This is a genomic window from Limnobacter sp. UBA3528 (assembly GCF_002377005.1).
In the GTDB taxonomy this organism is placed as follows: Bacteria; Pseudomonadota; Gammaproteobacteria; order Burkholderiales; family Burkholderiaceae_B; genus Limnobacter.
The window spans coordinates 62,755-76,731 of the sequence record NZ_DFOZ01000038.1; the positions used below are offsets into that span (position 1 = coordinate 62,755).

The 13,977-nt window shown below is 52.0% G+C and carries 16 protein-coding genes; 5 read left to right on the forward strand and 11 right to left on the reverse strand.

The features are described 5' to 3' along the window. Positions 1–15: 15 nt before the first annotated feature. A complete protein-coding gene (locus tag B4N58_RS11560) occupies positions 16–1,911 on the forward strand; it encodes a hypothetical protein (protein ID WP_291749460.1) in 1,896 nt (631 codons plus the stop codon). 1 nt (position 1,912) lies between these two features. On the opposite strand, the gene B4N58_RS11565 is transcribed toward B4N58_RS11560, so the two are convergent. Then, the gene (locus B4N58_RS11565; RefSeq protein ID WP_008247296.1) at positions 1,913–2,134 is read right to left on the reverse strand and encodes a TIGR02450 family Trp-rich protein; all 222 of its coding nucleotides are present in this window, start codon (positions 2,132–2,134) and stop codon (positions 1,913–1,915) included. A gap of 2 nt (positions 2,135–2,136) precedes the next feature. Next, positions 2,137–2,691 carry a lipocalin family protein gene (locus B4N58_RS11570; RefSeq protein ID WP_291749463.1) on the reverse strand — a complete coding sequence of 185 codons (555 nt, stop codon included), beginning with the start codon at positions 2,689–2,691 and terminating at the stop codon, positions 2,137–2,139. 190 nt (positions 2,692–2,881) lie between these two features. Here B4N58_RS11570 and B4N58_RS11575 point away from each other — a divergent pair, with 190 nt between their 5' ends. Together B4N58_RS11575 and B4N58_RS11580 are read left to right on the forward strand one after the other, a co-directional pair. Continuing rightward, complete coding sequence (locus tag B4N58_RS11575; protein WP_291749465.1) at positions 2,882–5,599, forward strand: jacalin-like lectin; 2,718 nt, start codon at positions 2,882–2,884, stop codon at positions 5,597–5,599. A 3-nt stretch (positions 5,600–5,602) separates the two neighbouring features. Continuing rightward, complete coding sequence (locus B4N58_RS11580; RefSeq protein WP_291749468.1) at positions 5,603–7,483, forward strand: secretion protein; 1,881 nt, start codon at positions 5,603–5,605, stop codon at positions 7,481–7,483. A 2-nt stretch (positions 7,484–7,485) separates the two neighbouring features. Here B4N58_RS11580 and B4N58_RS11585 read toward each other — a convergent pair whose 3' ends face one another. Next, positions 7,486–8,394, reverse strand: a complete 909-nt coding sequence (locus tag B4N58_RS11585; RefSeq protein WP_291749470.1) for an AraC family transcriptional regulator — start codon at positions 8,392–8,394, stop codon at positions 7,486–7,488. A gap of 173 nt (positions 8,395–8,567) precedes the next feature. Here B4N58_RS11585 and B4N58_RS11590 point away from each other — a divergent pair, with 173 nt between their 5' ends. Next, a complete protein-coding gene (locus B4N58_RS11590; protein WP_291749473.1) occupies positions 8,568–9,305 on the forward strand; it encodes an SDR family oxidoreductase in 738 nt (245 codons plus the stop codon). Here the strand turns inward: B4N58_RS11590 and B4N58_RS11595 are convergent. The 8 genes from B4N58_RS11595 to B4N58_RS11630 form a co-directional block, all read right to left on the reverse strand. Then, positions 9,294–9,779 carry a mismatch-specific DNA-glycosylase gene (locus tag B4N58_RS11595; protein ID WP_291749476.1) on the reverse strand — a complete coding sequence of 162 codons (486 nt, stop codon included), beginning with the start codon at positions 9,777–9,779 and terminating at the stop codon, positions 9,294–9,296. The genes B4N58_RS11590 and B4N58_RS11595 overlap by 12 nt on opposite strands. A 21-nt stretch (positions 9,780–9,800) precedes the next feature. Next, the gene (locus B4N58_RS11600) at positions 9,801–10,352 is read right to left on the reverse strand and encodes a dihydrofolate reductase family protein (RefSeq protein ID WP_291749479.1); all 552 of its coding nucleotides are present in this window, start codon (positions 10,350–10,352) and stop codon (positions 9,801–9,803) included. Continuing rightward, complete coding sequence (locus tag B4N58_RS11605) at positions 10,349–10,903, reverse strand: chlorite dismutase family protein (protein WP_291749480.1); 555 nt, start codon at positions 10,901–10,903, stop codon at positions 10,349–10,351. Before B4N58_RS11605 ends, B4N58_RS11600 begins: the two co-directional genes overlap by 4 nt. A gap of 79 nt (positions 10,904–10,982) precedes the next feature. Then, positions 10,983–11,441, reverse strand: coding sequence for an SRPBCC family protein (locus B4N58_RS11610; protein WP_291749483.1), 459 nt, complete (start codon positions 11,439–11,441; stop codon positions 10,983–10,985). Between the two features lie 79 nt (positions 11,442–11,520). After that, on the reverse strand, positions 11,521–12,045 hold the full coding sequence (locus B4N58_RS11615) for a nucleotidyltransferase domain-containing protein (protein ID WP_040512153.1): 525 nt from the start codon (positions 12,043–12,045) through the stop codon (positions 11,521–11,523). Positions 12,046–12,073: 28 nt separating this feature from the next. Then, on the reverse strand, positions 12,074–12,481 hold the full coding sequence (locus tag B4N58_RS11620; protein ID WP_291749489.1) for a DUF1294 domain-containing protein: 408 nt from the start codon (positions 12,479–12,481) through the stop codon (positions 12,074–12,076). Between the two features lie 36 nt (positions 12,482–12,517). Beyond that, a complete protein-coding gene (locus B4N58_RS11625; protein WP_291749492.1) occupies positions 12,518–13,372 on the reverse strand; it encodes a DNA alkylation repair protein in 855 nt (284 codons plus the stop codon). Beyond that, positions 13,372–13,602 (reverse strand): hypothetical protein, encoded by a 231-nt coding sequence (locus B4N58_RS11630; RefSeq protein WP_291749494.1) that lies wholly within the window; start codon positions 13,600–13,602, stop codon positions 13,372–13,374. The genes B4N58_RS11625 and B4N58_RS11630 overlap by 1 nt, the downstream gene beginning before the upstream one ends. Between B4N58_RS11630 and B4N58_RS11635 the strand changes: the two genes are divergently transcribed. Then, positions 13,587–13,856: a DUF3800 domain-containing protein gene (locus tag B4N58_RS11635; RefSeq protein WP_291749497.1), complete on the forward strand. Its 270-nt coding sequence runs from the start codon at positions 13,587–13,589 to the stop codon at positions 13,854–13,856. The two genes, B4N58_RS11630 and B4N58_RS11635, sit on opposite strands and share 16 nt — an antisense overlap. The last annotated feature ends 121 nt before the right edge of the window (positions 13,857–13,977 follow it).

The window sequence follows — 13,977 nt, forward strand, 5'->3', positions numbered from 1 at the left end:
GAGATGTTTCCCACCATGACCACAGCCAGCCTGGAAGAACAACTAAAACCACTGTTTGATGACATTGATACCAAACTGCAAGCCATTGAAAGTGGCGTTTACATACAGCGGCAAGACACAGAGAAAACCATCCACCAACTGGCCGTGCTGGTCAATGAATGTCAAAACAAGCCCTATGCAAGCCTGATGCAACTGAGCATTCAAGGCACGACTGAACTTTGCACCCGTTTTGCCGCACTGTATGTGAATGTGCTCACCGACCTGAAACACGAGCTCAGCTTGAACAGCGTGTTGGTGCTGACCAAACAAAAGCGCTTCATGAGCCATGTGTTCGAGGTGTCGGGCTATGGCAACAACCGCGCGGTACTGAAACTGTTGTTGAACAAAGCCCATGAGCGCAAAGCCAAACAACTGACCGACAACCCGGCGTTGGTGCGTGCGCTATTACTGGCCAACGTGGGCGACCTGGACCCAGCCGACCTGGTGGAACTGACACTGGAAAGCACCGAGACCTCGGCGCTGTTGGCCATCGGCTTGCTGCTCGACCGCTTGCCCTTGACCGTAACCGGCGATGCAGGCCGCACCTTTCTACTGGAAGAGTACAACCCTTACAGTGCACTGCGCCCGCTAGACCAGTACCGTGCCTTGATCTCGAATATCTGGATGTTGTGCAGCTACAGCACATCACCTAAAAAACATGAAATCAAAAAGCACCTGAACCTGTGGTTCAAGCGTGTGCACAAGGCCAAAGGCATTCAGGCCAAACCCAATGGCAGCGTGCGGCACAGCGGCAACATCGACAACAAACCCGTGATGGCGGTGATAGCCGAAACATTCAAGTCAGTGCACGCCATGTACCGCTGGTATGCGCCCATGATCAAGCGCCTGAAAAACGATTACTACATGGTGATGGTGTCGATGCAAGCCGATGTAGATGAACAGTCCATCAGCCTGTTCGATGAGTTCATTGAAGTACCCGAAGAAGAAATGAACCTGCAACCGGTGTTAAACCAGTGCACACCCGACATTGCCTGGTTCATGAGCGTGGGCATGCGCTCGTGGGGAATTTCACTGGCCAACCTGCGTTGGGCACCACTACAAGCCATGAGCTTTGGCCACCCCGCCAGCAGTTTCAGCAGCGAAATGGACGTGGCGTTTGTAACCAGCCGCGTATTCGGCGGCCCAGGTGTAGTGAACGAGAACATGTTGATTCTGGAAAGCGAAATCGGCAATGTCGCGGAGGCCCACAAAGACTTGAAGCTACCGCCTTCGCCCGTACTCGATGATGCTGTAGTTTCGATAGCAGTGCCCTGCAACACCATGAAGATTAACCTCGGATTTATTACCGCGTTGAAGGAAATTGAACGCTTGTCGGCCAAGCCGCTACGCTTCATGTTTTTCCCCAACGAGTATGGCGTGGGGCATTTGTCGACCGAACGCCGCTTGTTGCAATACTTTCCCACGGCAGTGGTGGCCCGCCGCACAGGCTATGAGGCGTACTTGAATTTACTGAACCAGAACCACCTGGCACTCAGCCCATTTCCATTTGGCAATGCCACAAGCACCATCGACTGCATGGTACTGGGTCTTCCTGTAATCAGCCTGATTGGTGCCGAGCCACATTCACGAAGTGACTACGACATTCTTGCCTCGCTTGGCCTCGCAGACTACTGCGTGGCCGAATCAGTTGAAAACTATGTGCATGGTGTGGTGCGTTACATCAACGAACCAGGCTTGCTTGAGGAACTGCGTAATATGGTGGCCTCCAAGCAATTCATGGATTTGCACCAGCAAAACGAAAACGAGTTTTCAGACGAAATGTGCAAAGCACTGAACTGGGCATATGCAAACCAGAATGAAGTGCACGGCCCAAGGGGCTTGGTAATTGAGGCACACGGAAGGTGGAAATGAACTACTTCCACCCCTGCAACCATTGGTCTTCATCTTGCAAATCCCGCCAGTGAATAATTTGTGTTCTGCCCGAATGCACAGCCTCCAGTTCAAACTGCTCCACTGGTAAGTGGTCGCTTTCCGGCCTCACCACACTGCGAATCAGAAAATGTTTTTCCTTGTTCACAGGCTTCACTGCAGTCCACTTGCTGAGCAGCAGCTTCTTTGGATTTAACCGGCGCATGCTTAGCTGCCCTGCGGCGAAAGCTCTAGCTTGTTCAAATCAAACCCTTTGGCTTTCAAGCGTTGCAGCAGTGCATCGTATTTCGCTTTGTCCACTTGTTGCGTGCGGGCCAATACCCACAGGTATTCACGGCTGGGCTCGCTGACGGCTACCATTTGGTATTCAGGATCCAGGTCGATGACCCAATATTTGCCCCACACCATGGGCAGCCAACTTAACCAGGCGGGTGCAAAACGCACTTCAAGCTTGGGCGACTTCACACCCCCAAGTTGACGGGCCTGCCCCTGCGCTTCCTCCATATCGCCACTGGCCAGTTGGCAACGGTTCAATACCTTCACGGTGCCGTCTTTTTGCAATGAATATTCGGCGCTGGTGTTGCGCACACATTGCTTTTGAAAACGGTTGGGATACTTGGCAATTTCAAACCAGGTGCCCATATAGCGGGGTACATCCAGGGACTGAATGGTTTGCAGGGGCTGGGCAGTGTCTGCTGCAGAAGCAAACGAGAGCGGCAAGGCCGCGCACACAACCATACACATTCGAACCAGGAAACTCATCAAAACACCCTTAAACACATGTCACCTTTTTACGTGATATCCCGAGTAGTTCCCGGTTTCAGCTTGTATTCAAGCAATTCAAATACACGGCACATGGAATGATAAGCCGGTGGATGTGCAGCATACACACACGGCAAGTACGCAACCCGCCAGTTCGGGTATTACCAATCAGAATAAGCGTTACCAATCCATGAACCGATTTTATCGCACACTGCCCAAGGCGAGCTTGATACTCGCAAGCGTTGTTCTGTTTAACGCACCAACCCATGCGCAGAACATACCTGAAATATCTCCCGCTTTGAGAAACATGTTGGGCGCACTGCCTTTGGACAATGCCAAAGAGCAATTGCAGGGCATGGTGGGTGCCTTAAAACAAACCAGCTGCGGCGGCGGGCTAAAGGGTTGTTATTTCACCGAGCAAGGCCCGGTTCAACTTTACTTTTTCACCAGCAACACTGCACAGCAAACCTTTTTGGTGGTGCTGGACAAAGAACTGGCAATGCCCCACCTGCTGAAAGAAAACGTACAAAAACTGATGGGCGGCACCAAGCTGAGCGCACCCATCATTTCCATATCAACCAGCGACTTTGCGCTGGACACCGTGAAAATGCCACCCAGCCTGCAAAAGGTCGTGCGTGAGAAATATTTCAATGTGAACTCGCTTGCATTCGCAAGTGGCGTACAACTGGCTGCGCGTGCCGACCTGGGCGGTGCGATTAAACTGGCCATGCAAGGTTTTGGTGTACAGGGCGATGACGTAACCCTGCGTGCTGCTGTAGTCATGCCCATTCCCACCGACCTGGTGGGTGGTGCGGGTGCTGGCGCTGGTATGGCCACGGCCATTAGCCACGGCGATACCATGAAAAAAGCAGGTGCAGACGCCCTGTCGCCCGAGGCATTCATTGAGTTTCAGTTTGAACCGAATGCCCGGCTGCCACTTCGCATGCCTGAAATGGACCTGACCGACGCCACATTCTTTGTCAACAACGCACTGACTTTTGGCTTCAAAGGCAATGCCATTTACCGCGCTGTACCGAACAAGAAAATCATCACGCATTTTCAAACACCGTTGAACCCGGCCGGTGTGATGGACCTGACCGATTTCACGTTCCGTATGGCCACGCCCCCCGCTTTCACGCTGGAAGACCATGCCCGTGTAATGTTTGCAATGGCCACACCCGATGCCCGCCTTGCCCCCTATGGTGGCGGCTTCATTCGCAACATTGAGTCGTACAAAAACATGCTGCTGACAGTGACCAAACCACTGTCTGTATTCCAGGTGCGAAATCCCAACCCGCCCAAGGAATACCGTTTCGGCGACAACACCAAGCCATTCCCAACCGACCCCAACAATTTCAATATCACCCTGCTTGGCCCCCTGGCCGACGGAGGCCCGTGGATGCGGCTGGCAGGTGACGCCTATATTCTGGGTCAAAAAATGGGCTGGCTGGATGCTTCTGCAGGCATGGAAGGCCTGCATGGTGTAGCCGGAGAAATGATTGATTTGAAACTCGGGCCCTTGGGCCGCGTGAAGGTCAAAATGGAAGCATTGGCCGATGTGGACCAACGCTCGCAGGAAATCAGCATGCGTGGCAACTTTGTGGGTCAGGCTGTCAATGTAACCATGAGTGGAAACACCCTGAGCATTGAAGTGCCACCCAGCTGCGTCAACCCCTTTGAAATTAAAACCAGTGTGGCCATTGAAGCCAGTACCAACATTGCCCAGGTTTTCGAAGGGCAAGGCGGTGCCAACGTAGACCCCTCTAAAATTCAGGGTTGCATTGGTGCGCAGCTTGAAGCGGCCTACAAAAAAATTGCGGGTGAATATAAAAGCCTGAGTGGCTATACCGCCAATGCTGCCAATGCCGAACTGAGGAAAATTTCGAATGCGGCCGCTGCCGCGGAAGCAGAAGCGAAAAAGCAGGCTGAAGCAGCGGAACGGGAATACAACAAAGCCAAAGACGCCGCACGCAATGTGGCCAGCACCAGCACGAATTCAGTGAACAAAGCCTTCAACGACGCAGGCAATGCATTCAAAAAACTGGGTAAGAAAAAGAAACACAAACCGGCACCGGACCCACGCTTTGCCGCTTCGGTGTTTGACTGGGACTTTTACTACGACAACAACCAGGACGTGGTGAAAGCCAAAGTTGACTTGGCTACGCATTGGGCAGACAACGGATTCCAGGAAGGGCGCCAGGGCAGCCCTGAATTTGGTGCCTCGTTTTACTGGCACCGCTACACCGATGTACAAAAACTTTGCAAACTGGGCGACCGCCTGTGTGTGACCAGGCATTGGCTGGACTACGGCATTGAACAAGGCCGCCAGGGCAGCCCCAACTTCAGCCTGTACAGCTACATGGCGCGCTACTCCGATTTGCGCCGAGTATTCGGTGAAGAAAACTACGAAACTGCAATTACCCACTGGTTTGACAACGGCGAAGAACTGGAAGGCCGCAATGCCTCACCCACGTCAAGCGACAAAGTTGAAGTGTCGGGCCCAGCCCGCGCAGGCGGCGGTGGCGGCGGTGGTTTCTGGAGCGACATGGCGACCTGCAAAAACGAATATGTGACCGGCTTTCGGATCGGTGCTGGCCGTGTAGTTGATCGCGTGCAATTCAAATACCCCAGTGGCTGGGCACCCCGCCAGGGTGGGGGCGACGGTTGGCAAGCGGACGTGACTTTGCCAAATGGCCAATACATTGTGCGGGTTGATTACCGCAGCGGTAGCCTGGTTGACCAAGTCAGCTTCACCACCAACACAGGCAGAAAGTATGGCCCCTATGGTGGCGGTGGCGGTAGCCCCGGCGTATATCAAGTAACCCCCGGTGAAAAACTGGGTTGTATGCGCGGGCGGGCTGGATCATCCATGGACCGACTCACATTTACATCCACAGGACCACGCTAAATCATGAACACATTCATTCCCAACATGCGCCTTCGTAAACTGGCCACCGCTGTGGCACTGGCTGTGTGTATTGCACAACCTGCCACCGCACAGGACAACGCAGCGCGTTCCTTCGTTGACATGGTGAAAGAGGTACCGCTGGTGCCTACCGACATGCGCGATTCGGAAATGCTGAGCAAAGTGACCGAAGCGGTGCAATACATCAAACGCCTTGAATTGCCCGAGGCGCATTTCGCCGTGAACGAGGCTTTGCAGCTTGACCCACGAAATTCTCACTTGCATTTTCTGAATGGTTTTGTGTACCACCTGCAAGCGCGCCAGGGCGACACACAAAAAGGCGAAATGGCCATGGAAGGCTATGAACAAGCCTTGCGCATCGACCCCAGCAACTGGATTGCCCAAGAGTTTCTGGGCCTGGCCCAAATGGACCTGAAGCAGTTTGACAAAGCCAAGCGCGCATTCTCGGAAGTGCTGTTGTTAACGCCTGAAAGTGCCGTGTCCATTTACGGCCTCATGGTGGCTTCATATGTTACGGGCGATGCAAAAACCGCCTGTGCCATGGCCACACAATTCAGAAAGGTTGCGACAGAGTTGTCGCATGGATTCATTCGCTCAAGCATTGCCGTGTACGCCTCGTGCGCAGACTTCGAGCGTGCCAATGTGATGCGTGATGTGTTGAAAAACCTGAACAATACCGGACCAGAAGTTGAACGCGCGGACCGCCGTGTTGCGCAATGGAAAAGTTTTTACAGCAACCAAAAGGTGTCGTTGAAACAGCAGCCAGAGCAACTTGCGCAAGCATTCGACTTGCCTGCCATTCCCTACCCAACGCCGCGCCCACCCGCAGAGGTTCAGCCCGACACTGCCACTGAAACGCCAGCCGCAGCACCCGCAGCCCAAGACCCCGCCGGCGGCCCGCGCATGCTGTTGATTGATGTCATTTTGCTGTCGACCCAGGAATTGATTTCTACATCCAAGGGCGTGAACCTGCTGAACGCACTCACCCTGCAACTGGGCAATGTGGCGGGCAATGTGGCCGCTTATTCCCGGGTGAACAATTCAACGGTGACCAACGGCGGACCAGCCGATGTCAGCACAGCGATTACACGGGCAGTGACCATTCCCGCCCTGTCGTATTCACTGAACATCGCGAACGCCAACAGCTCGCTGAACGAAGTGCTGGCACGCCCCACTCTGGCTGCAATCGAAGGCCTGCCTTCCGAGTTTTTCTCGGGCACGAATTTGAGTGCAGGTTTTGTATCCACCAGTGTGCAGGGTGGTACCACAGTGGTGCCACTGGAAAAAAGAATTGGTATCAAGCTGGCCGTAACCCCTGTATTTTTACCGCAAGGCCGCATACAACTGAAAGTGGAAGCGCAACGCACCAACCTGAATGCCACCACCGAAAACCCGCGCGTGGCCTACCAAATTGAAATTGGTGAAACCACCGCCAATGCCAACGTGGTGATGAACCTTGGCGACACACTGGTGTTGAGTGGTCTGAGCGAGAAATCGAGCGCCAGCAACCGCGATGGCGTGCCAGGTCTGCAAGACGTACCCGGTTTGCAATACCTGTTTTCCAACAAACGCACCAACGACCTGCAACGTTCCGTATTGATACTGGTTACACCCCGTTCGCCAGTCCAGGTTTCCAGCGCGGCGCAAGAAGAAGCGCAGTCGATGGATCAGCGCATGAAAATGCTGCGCGAGAAGTTCGGGTTTTCAAACAGCATGCCGGGCAATATTGAAGCAGTGATGACCCAGCTTGATTCAAACGACTTCTTCCGCGAATTCCGGCAAGGCGATGTGACCATGGAACGTTGGGAACGGATGAGAACAACAGGCGATCGATTGAAAGAAGCCTTGGAGTTTTTGTATTACTAGGCTCAAGACAACGCCAAAATGGATTGGCTGTACTGACTTTCCTGCACAGGTGTGCGGCCGAAGTATCGTTTGAATTCCCGACTGAATTGTGACGGACTTTCGTAGCCCACCATGGCCGACACCTGGGCAGCACTGATGCCTTTTCTGATCATCATGAGTCGGGCCTGATGCAGCCGGATTGCCTTGATGTACTGGATTGGCGTGCTTGATGTCACCGACTTGAAGTGCGCATGAAATGTAGGAACGCTCATATTGGCTTCTTGAGCCAAAGTAGCCACATCGAGTGCACAATGGTAGTTTGAGTGAATCAGTTTCAATACCTTTGCCACCCGCGATAAATAGCTGTCAGATGAAAAGGCAAGGCGCAAGCTTCTGCCCTGCTCGCCTGTTAAAACCCGGTATGTGATTTCTTTGATGACAGAAGAACCCAGCACGCGTGACTCGGTCGGAGACTGCAATATTTCAAGTAGCCTGAAGACTGAGTCACCCAGCTTTGCATCCATTCGGGATGCAAACAAAGGCGGCACCGCTTCACCCTGATCCACAACAGACTCTTTCAAATCCAGTAACAGCTCAGCGGCCAGTTCAAAATCCACACGAATGATCAAACCCAAAAGCGGCTTCTCTGCAGTGGCCTGGGTTTCAACATCAAACGGAAGGGGGACAGACACCACCAAGTAATGATTTGCATCGTAGGTGTAAATATTCCCATCGTGAAATCCATGTTTTGTACCCTGAATCACAATCACGATGCTTGGCTCATACAGCGCGGGCATTCTGGCCAATGCCCCGTTGCAGCGCATGAATGTAACGCCGCTTAGTGCTGACTCAGAATACCCCTCTGTGGTCGCCAATTGTTGAGTGATGGCCACCATGCGAGGGTGTCGCAACCCGAATAATTCATCCGTCATATCAACCACCTTCGCGAGTGTGCCACTTGCCTGTTAACGATATTACTCGCAGTCTGTAGGAATATTAAAAACATACTTCTAGGCAATACTCCAAGAGGAATCTGCATTTTCGCAATCAAGCCCAATCCTTACTATGGAAGCTCAACTTTCAACGTAATTCAGGGGGTTCTGAGATGCAACAATCGTTGGCAAGCAAGACAATTTTAATCACTGGCGCAAGCAGCGGCATTGGTGAAGCAACGGCAAGATTACTCAGCGAACAAGGTCATCGAATCGTGATGGGTGCGCGACGTACCGACCGACTTAAATCCATTGCAGACAACTTGAAGTGGAATGGCGGTCAGGTGGTATACCAACAAGTCGACGTAACTCAACAGGCCGACCTTCAGGCGCTTGTTGACTTGGCGATTGAAACATATGGTGGTGTCGATGTCATTGTCAACAACGCTGGAGTCATGCCGCTCTCGCCGATGAATGCTTTGAAAACAGATGAATGGAATCAAATGATCGATGTCAACATCAAGGGCGTGCTGAACGGGATTGCAGCTGTCTTGCCGATCATGAATGAACAGAAGAGTGGACAGATCATCAACATTTCTTCGATTGGTGGACTTTATGTGGTGCCGACCGGTGCGGTGTATTGCGCTACAAAGTATGCGGTCAGGGCGATCTCTGACGGCTTGCGTCAAGAGAATGACCGCCTTCGCGTGACCTGTGTTTATCCAGGTGTGGTGGAATCGGAATTGGCCAACACCATTACGGATACCGCTGCAGCAACAGCGATGAAAAGCTTCCGCGAAATCGCATTGAAACCTGAGGCAATTGCAACTGCAATCGCACATGTCATCAATCAGCCCAGCGATGTAGACACCAGTGAAATTGTGGTTCGCCCCACGGCATCACCGGCTTAAAGCTGCAAGCTCATGCCAAGGCGCTATGCTCCAATGACTGCGCGCCAGGCCAGAAGGCGATGGCAACACAAACAGCACTGTGTTGCCAATTTTTTCATGCTGTAAACCGCACTGTACTTTACAACCCAGAAACTCTTGCCCGGCACGCTTGCTGGTGAAAGCCAGAATTTTAGGGTTGAAGTGCAGAATTTTTTCACGCAATTGGCTAGGCCCGAAATCCGATTTTTTCAATGAACTGTCTGCACCATATACCTGCTTGGCGAGATCAGTCAGCCCCAATTTATATTGAGTGATGCCCTGGAAATCTTTCGGTGAAACCTGATGCGGCGTTAAACCCACTTCAGACAAGGTACGCCAAAATGCATTGCCCGCATTGGCGTAATAGGCGCCGCGCTGGGCGGATACCGTGCCGGGGGCTGTACCGCAGAAAACAATGTTCAGATTGGCTTGAAGCAGGTCGGGGAGGATTGGCATTGTTGTAATACAAACTGCGATTTACACTGCCCTGTGAACAAGGTATTCACTTTGCACAAATCCAAACGGATAAGCCTTGGTGCTTTTGTGTTTCAACTTTACATCTGACGATAACTTGCCAAATAACGGTTTTCCCTTGCCCAGCAACACTGGAATGGTAGTCACCGTGATGCTGTTGACCAAACCTTCAGCCAAGAAACTTTGAATGGTTTGCCCACCATCCAGGTACACCTTTTTAACACCCTGCTGGCTAAGCCTTTCGATAAGCACTGCAGGACGCTCACTGCTAACTGACACGCTGGAAGGTACGCTGGCCGGTAACTCAATTCCCTTTCGGCTCACCACCACCACCGGGGTTGAACCATAGGGCCAAGGCGTGAAGGTCAGCACTTGTTCAAAGGTATTTCGGCCCATCACCAACACATCCACATCGACCATGAATTGACCATAACCACAATCTTCATCAGGTGGTACCACTTGATTGGCCTCATTCAACCAGTCGATGCTGCCGTCTTCGCGGGCAATAAAACCATCCAGGCTGGTTGCAATAAAAACTGCACATTGAATTGTCACAGACTATCCTTCACCAAACGAATATCGACTTCACGTTCCACATACTTCCATTCTTCCGAGGTGCGTAATTTTACGAGCAATTCATCAAACGCATCGGTGTGCTCGGGTGCGAATTCAAACCAGGTTAAAAAGTCAAAGGGCTCGCCAAGATCGCGCGAGTGGTGCAATTGCCGGGCAATTTCAGGCAAGTAGGCCAAGCCAATTTCCGTGTGGTGGGACTGTGCCTCGAATATTGCCCGACGTTCGTCTTGCGACAAAGCCCACCACTGCGCATTTTTCTTGATTGGAATCAGTGCAGCGCAAGTCGAGGCTGGGCGGCTCAATCCCTCTTGCTTTGCGCGCAGCTGATTGATTTCATGACGCTCGGCATAGCGCACATTGCTGGTAAAACCCTGAAGCACCCAGGTGCCGCGCTGGCTTAGCTGGCTTGCAGCAGTGTTTACCACATTCAGCCTTGGCACAGCCTCAATAGGCGCTCCCACAACGGTATCGCAACGGGTAACACGCCACTGGCCTTCTTGGCCACCAATGAAGGAGTAGTGATTGTTCATGTGGGGAATGGGGTATCGGTTTGAATCATCAATATCCCAGCTTGCCTCACACGGGTCAAGCGCCGAAATACAATTTTTCTTAACTATGATCTGGAATATCAGGCTCAACCAACTTGGCCAGTTGCTCCAGCGACTCTTGCCAGCCCAGATAGCACATTTCAACAGGGATGACTGAGGGAATTCCTTCCTGAACAATCCGCAACTCGGTACCACAAGCCACAGTTTTGAGGTCAACAGTGACCACCATTTCACCAGGAAGGCTTTCGTCGTTAAAGCGATCCGTGTGGCGAATGCGTTGATTGGGTACAAGCTCAATGTAGTTCACTTCGAATGTATGACTACTGCCGGTGCTGAAGTTATTAAACGACATGCGGTAACCGCCACCTTCGCGAATGTCCATTTCATGGATGGTGCCCGTGAAGCCATAAGGTGGGCTCCAGTATTCCAACGCGCTTTTATCAGTGAAAGCCTTGTAAACCCGCTCTGCTGGCGCGCGCAATACCCTGTGCAACTTCACTGTACCTGTGTTGTTCGACATCGTGATCTCCTTGAAAGTTATGCCTACCGGGATAGTCGAACGAGACAACGCGAAATCGACAGTTGGAAAATAAATTTATTTAGCGTGTATCGAACTGCTTTCTCAAACTAATCACGGTGTTATCGCCCAATGCTTCGCAAACAAGGACATGGGAAAAAACATGTTTCTGTGGCCACTGCGCACGAGGCACTTCATCTTCGTAATAGAAATAGTCCCACAGTATTGCCGCCCAGCTGTTGCAGCGAATGGGCAATTGATCAATCACACCCTCTTTTGGCATCGGGCATGAACCGGGCGGCGTGTCTTCAATTTCGTACGCCGAATCGTTGAAATAGGCTGGCTCACAATCGAGAAGCAAACCTTGAACTACCGCCAAGAAGCCATAGTCGGTTTGTTCAGTAATCTGCCCGTCCATTTGGAGAATCAGATTCTCAAAGTCTGCTTGTCTGTCTGCAGGAAAGGTTAGATCTATGTCATCGTGCTCGCGCGTAATTCGACCCAAACGGGCATCAATTGCCCAGCCACCGCCTATCCACAACGGCAAGTCAAGAGCGTCTGCCGCCGTGAAAATTGTTTTGATGAGAGGAATGTGCAGGTGATTCACTTCGCTTGGCCTTTTTTCCAATCGACGGTCAGAATACCCAATACGCTTGGCCATTGGGGGAGGCCAGCACAAGGAACAAAGCGACATTCAGAAATACCGTTAACCAGAAAACAAACCGAAACGGAGCCTTGTTCGACTTGTGCCTGAGCCTATGTTGACCCACAAGTGCGCCGGGCCAACCACCCAACAAGGACAACCAGTGCAAGGTGCTTTCAGAGGTACGCCACTTTCCCTTCCTGGCTGCTGATTTATCCATGGCATAAGCGATGTAAGTCAAAACGCTAACAACCACGTAAATCAGGGCCAGCAGCAGCGGCGGATTCCAAAGCAGGCTCACCACACCAAACAAAAAAACGAAGGCAGGAATCGCCAAAAACGACCATGTTCCCCACTGCGCGGGAACCTCATTGTTGGCGATTTTTGAATGCCGTTGCATGAACAAATACCTCGATTTAAGCTTGATTGTCGTGATTCAAACCTTCGCCTTCACCCGAATTTCCAAAGCCCTGGCATCGCCCTTCTTGGCATGGTAGCGAACTGCATGGCGTACCACCCATTTCAATTCAGAAGACGCACCCGCCTGCAGCCAACGCTCGCATGTAGAAAAAGCAATTTCCGGGTGGTCTTTGGCAATGTCGCCAAGGTGATTGGCCACACTGCGGCGCACATAAAGCGACTCGTCATTTTTCAAGTATTCGAGTATGGGCAAAGTGGGTTGGGGATTGCCCACAAACGACTGGATCCGTTTTCCCCACGGCAGCTTGGGGCGAGTGCCCTCACTACACAATCGCCTCACATGCGGGTTGGGGTCACTTAACCACTGGGTAACTTGTGCCAGGGTGCGTTCTTGTTGGTCAATAAGAAAAGGTCGAATGGCAAATTCAGCGGTGAAACGCATGGTGAGTTCACGCAACGCTTGCATGGACACATCGAATGGATCTTCGCCACCATTGTAGCTTGGGTCCAAACCGAAATCGGCAATGAAAAAACTGTGTGGCATGTAGAAAAACCCTGCCAAGCCCAAGGACCCTACTTCGGTTTCTGCCGGGGTGAAGGAGTCGATCAGAATACACACCGCTTGCTTGTAATTGTCGGGTAAAAATTCGCGCAACGATTTGGCAATGTGTTGCGCGCGCTGCATCAGCTCAAGTGGTTCAAGATCGGTCAACGCATGCTGGCAAAATGCTTTCGCCGGAAATGTCTTGTGCACATACAGAATGTTCTGCGCCAGGCACTCGATCGATTCCCGGTTCATCAACACCTTGAGCGGCGTGCCTTTTTGAATCGCGTTGGGCGCCAGCGGAACCGTGGGGGGACGTGGCGGCATCAGCTTTCAGATTCGAGAAGTGTTTTCAAAGTGTACAAGTCATGTGCTACCGCTTGGGCGTCTTCCTCGAATTGCTGCTGCGACATACCCGGTTGCTGAAACAAAGTGAAGGTCAATTCGCTGCCCTCGCCATTGGGCACCACTCGCATGGGGTTGTGCACCACCACGCCCGACTCAAGCTGCACATCGTGATCCAGCACACCGAGTGCGGTTGATGACCGATGGCGCAAATCGCGTTGGAATCAACTTCCCTTTTGAGATTATTTTTGCGGATAAAAAAGTGGATTCCCCTGGCCTGCAACTGGCTGACCTCGTCGCTAGGCCGATTGGCCTTAACATTCTGCGCCCCGATCAACCAAACAGTGCTTTTGAAATCTTGAAGGAGAAGTTTTATTGCTCTGGAGGTCGAAAAAACGTCGGGCAAGGATATGAAAATTGGGGCTTAAAAGTTTATCCACCCCAAAAAAGCGAAAAGCCCCGATGAAACCCACCGAGGCTATAGCGCCGACCGGGAGCCCCCAATCCACTTGCTCGAAGTGTAAGCGATATAGCTTGTTCAAATCAAGTCTTCTCGGTGCAATCGTAACGATATTTGCAACGATGTT

Excerpts from the sequence above, each read along its gene's own strand:
- B4N58_RS11560 (WP_291749460.1), top strand. The coding sequence starts at position 16 with ATGACCACAGCCAGCCTGGAAGAACAACTAAAACCACTGTTTGATGAC.
- B4N58_RS11565 (WP_008247296.1), bottom strand. The coding sequence starts at position 2,134 with ATGCGCCGGTTAAATCCAAAGAAGCTGCTGCTCAGCAAGTGGACTGCA.
- B4N58_RS11570 (WP_291749463.1), bottom strand. The coding sequence starts at position 2,691 with ATGAGTTTCCTGGTTCGAATGTGTATGGTTGTGTGCGCGGCCTTGCCG.
- B4N58_RS11575 (WP_291749465.1), top strand. The coding sequence starts at position 2,882 with ATGAACCGATTTTATCGCACACTGCCCAAGGCGAGCTTGATACTCGCA.
- B4N58_RS11580 (WP_291749468.1), top strand. The coding sequence starts at position 5,603 with ATGAACACATTCATTCCCAACATGCGCCTTCGTAAACTGGCCACCGCT.
- B4N58_RS11585 (WP_291749470.1), bottom strand. The coding sequence starts at position 8,394 with ATGACGGATGAATTATTCGGGTTGCGACACCCTCGCATGGTGGCCATC.
- B4N58_RS11590 (WP_291749473.1), top strand. The coding sequence starts at position 8,568 with ATGCAACAATCGTTGGCAAGCAAGACAATTTTAATCACTGGCGCAAGC.
- B4N58_RS11595 (WP_291749476.1), bottom strand. The coding sequence starts at position 9,779 with ATGCCAATCCTCCCCGACCTGCTTCAAGCCAATCTGAACATTGTTTTC.
- B4N58_RS11605 (WP_291749480.1), bottom strand. The coding sequence starts at position 10,903 with ATGAACAATCACTACTCCTTCATTGGTGGCCAAGAAGGCCAGTGGCGT.
- B4N58_RS11610 (WP_291749483.1), bottom strand. The coding sequence starts at position 11,441 with ATGTCGAACAACACAGGTACAGTGAAGTTGCACAGGGTATTGCGCGCG.
- B4N58_RS11620 (WP_291749489.1), bottom strand. The coding sequence starts at position 12,481 with ATGCAACGGCATTCAAAAATCGCCAACAATGAGGTTCCCGCGCAGTGG.
- B4N58_RS11625 (WP_291749492.1), bottom strand. The coding sequence starts at position 13,372 with ATGCCGCCACGTCCCCCCACGGTTCCGCTGGCGCCCAACGCGATTCAA.
- B4N58_RS11635 (WP_291749497.1), top strand. The coding sequence starts at position 13,587 with ATGACCGATGGCGCAAATCGCGTTGGAATCAACTTCCCTTTTGAGATT.